The 2,879-nt window shown below is 30.3% G+C and carries 4 protein-coding genes; all 4 read right to left on the bottom strand.

What is annotated here, in order from left to right; all coding sequences use genetic code 11:
* A partial coding sequence (locus VK998_RS00920; protein ID WP_325224445.1) for a GNAT family protein occupies positions 1–582 on the bottom strand: 582 nt, incomplete at its 3' end.
* A gap of 113 nt (positions 583–695) precedes the next feature.
* Entirely contained in the window at positions 696–1,046 is a 351-nt protein-coding gene (locus VK998_RS00915; protein WP_005587027.1) for a type II toxin-antitoxin system PemK/MazF family toxin, read from the bottom strand.
* Positions 1,043–1,324 (bottom strand): CopG family ribbon-helix-helix protein, encoded by a 282-nt coding sequence (locus VK998_RS00910; protein ID WP_325224443.1) that lies wholly within the window; start codon positions 1,322–1,324, stop codon positions 1,043–1,045. The genes VK998_RS00915 and VK998_RS00910 overlap by 4 nt, the downstream gene beginning before the upstream one ends.
* A 129-nt stretch (positions 1,325–1,453) precedes the next feature.
* Positions 1,454–2,629: an alanine racemase gene (alr, locus tag VK998_RS00905; protein WP_325224441.1), complete on the bottom strand. Its 1,176-nt coding sequence runs from the start codon at positions 2,627–2,629 to the stop codon at positions 1,454–1,456.
* Between the last annotated feature and the right edge of the window lie 250 nt (positions 2,630–2,879).

The raw sequence follows: 2,879 nt of genomic DNA, 5'->3' as shown, positions 1-2,879 counted from the left end.
ATAATATATATTCCTTCCTCTATCGAATAACAAGTAAGATTCACCATTTCTTTTATAATAATGATACTTCTTGATTGGAGATTTTGTAAATCTCCAAACCAAATATTCATCATCTATATAGCTAGTTTCATCTTTTAATTTTTCCTTATTTAATACAGGTTTAACATAAGAATATTTGTTTATTTCCCAACCTAATTTTAAATTCCCAGGTAAAGAATTTTCATTTGGGAAATTATAGATAAAGGCTCCCTTGGTCTTCTCTAACGCCAATAAACTAGATTTTGTAAATATTCCTCTTCCTCTATAGCTTTTTAATACAGCCGTATCACAAGGTTGATAAGATATTTGTTTCCCTATATCGTTTCTCCAGAAAGCCCTAATTCCTACTGGCTTATCTTTATCATAGACTATAACGATATATGAGTCCCCGTAAATATTATCTATGTACTTCCAATTAAACCATTCTAAACTATAATTCATATTAAAAACTTCATTAAAAACATCAACAAAATATTTCTTTTCTGTTTCTGTAAACTCACCACTTAATTTACATATGTAGGTAATTTCTTCTCTACCAGTCAATCTTCACACCTACTTTCTATTTAAATTCAATCTCTTCTTCTTTTGATTATACTATAGTTTATTATTGTTTTAAAGAAATTAAAAAAATAAGCATATTCAATTAATGCTTATTTTTATAGATCTATCAATCCTAAACTTATTTTTAAACAATCATCTACCTTTTCCATCATCTCATCATTAAATCTACCTATTTTCTCACGCAACCTTTTTTTATCAATAGTCCTTACCTGTTCTAATAAAACAACAGAATCTTTAGGAAGTCCATATTCTGGAGCACTAATTTCTACATGAGTAGGTAGCTTTGCTTTATTGATTTGAGAAGTAATAGCCGCTACGATGATAGTAGGGCTATACTTATTACCTATATCATTTTGAATAACAAGAACAGGTCTCACCCCTCCTTGTTCTGAGCCAACAACTGGACTCAGATCAGCATAAAAAACATCTCCTCTTTTTACGTTCACATTTTTTCACACCCAGTTAATCTTGTTTCATATACATTTAATTCAACCATATCCTGTTCAAAACCTATTTCAGCTAGAGCTAAATTGATTTTACTCATTTCAACATATCCGTCCTTAAGTCTTTGAGAAACTTCCACCCGCCTTTTTTCACGAATGTACAATTTCATAGCTTCTTTAACAAACTCACTCCTGTTTTTCTTTTCCATAGAAACAATAAAGTCCACCTCTTTTAATAAACTATTTGGTAAACTAACCATAATTCTTTTAGTTTCAGCCATTAAGTTTGCACCCCCAAGAAATGTTTCTCTTAAAACCTATAAAATAAGCCCTGCTAAAATCACATATATCAATTATATATTCTTTACATTAATTGTGTCAATATGGATAGAGATTTATTCAAAAATTGGTTAATCCAGTAGATAATCTTCTATATCTATTATCCTACCATTTTCAATGTATACTCTGGGAACCCTCCTTCCTATCATACAAACTATTTCATAATTAATAGTTCCTAATTTTTCTGCAACTTCATCTACATGAGGATAGCCTTCTTCTCCATATCCAAATAAAACTACCTCATCTTCAACATTTACATCTTCTAATCCGGTAATATCTAACATACACTGGTCCATACATATTTTACCTACTATTGGTACCCTTTGACCTTTTAAAAAGACTTCGGCTTTTGAAGTTAGCATTCTTGTAAAACCATCAGCATAACCTATAGGGATAGTAGCAATTTTAGATTCTCCCTCGGTAATAAAAATTTGTCCATAACTAATTCCTGTACCTTTAGGAACCTGCTTAATATTGGAAATTTTAGCCTTCAAAGTCATTGCTGGTTTTAAATCCATCCTATCCTTATTAACTTCATGTGAAGGATAGAACCCATATATCATAATTCCAGCTCTTACCATATTCAAATTATATTCAGGAAGATCTATTATAGCAGCACTATTAGACACATGTTTAATAGGTATGGAGATTCCCTTTTCTTCCAAATTCTCAATTATCTTCATGAATCTCTTATATTGTAGATTGGTATACGTTTTATCATTCTCATCTGCTGTTGCAAAATGGGTAAAAATCCCTTCAACTTTTATATTTGGTAAATTAAAGATTTTAATTATTTCTTCTACAGCTTCATCTTTAGGTAAGAAACCTAATCTACCCATTCCACTGTCAATCTTCAAATGAATAATTCCAGTCTTATTTAAATCCCTAGCTACTTTAGAAAAAGCCTTTGCATTTTCATAATCATATATCGTCTGAATAATATTATGTTTTACTACTAAGGAATATTGTTTCTTTGGAGTATATCCTAGGATAAGTATTGGGACATCTATATTTGCATTTCTAAGTTCAATAGCTTCTGATAAAGTTGCCACTGCTAATCTATCTGCGCCATTTTCTAAAAAGGTCTTAGCAGATTGAATAGAACCATGACCATAGGCATTAGCTTTTACTACTGCAGTTATTAAAACTCCTTCTCTGGTGTTTCTTTTCACTTCTCTCATATTATGAGCTAAATTATCTAGATCTATTTCTGCCCAAACAGGTCTAATCTCATCTAAAGCATTCATCATACCACCTCTGTCATTATTCTTTATCTATATGTCGTATTAAACTTATAATCTTATCTTATCTCTTATAACTTATATATTCAACCTATAATGGACAAAATCCTTCTTTTTTTACGAAATTTTTTGAATCCTTTTATTAAGATTCTAAATTATATGACTATATTCTAGCGTTTTTATGGCATAAGGTATATTTGCCAATATATCCCCTGAAATCATTCCATATTCACCTTTATCCATCTTAGCTAAATCA

Origin of the sequence: Schnuerera sp. (genome assembly GCF_035459645.1) — a bacterium.
In the GTDB taxonomy this organism is placed as follows: Bacteria; Bacillota; Clostridia; order Tissierellales; family Tepidimicrobiaceae; genus Schnuerera.
The sequence above is the reverse complement of the archived record's forward strand: the minus strand, read 5'-3'. Positions and strand labels throughout refer to the sequence as shown.

What these genes read in the sequence shown, in the direction of transcription:
- VK998_RS00910 (WP_325224443.1), bottom strand. Translation starts at nt 1,324, where the DNA reads ATGGCTGAAACTAAAAGAATTATGGTTAGTTTACCAAATAGTTTATTA.
- alr (WP_325224441.1), bottom strand. Translation starts at nt 2,629, where the DNA reads ATGAATGCTTTAGATGAGATTAGACCTGTTTGGGCAGAAATAGATCTA.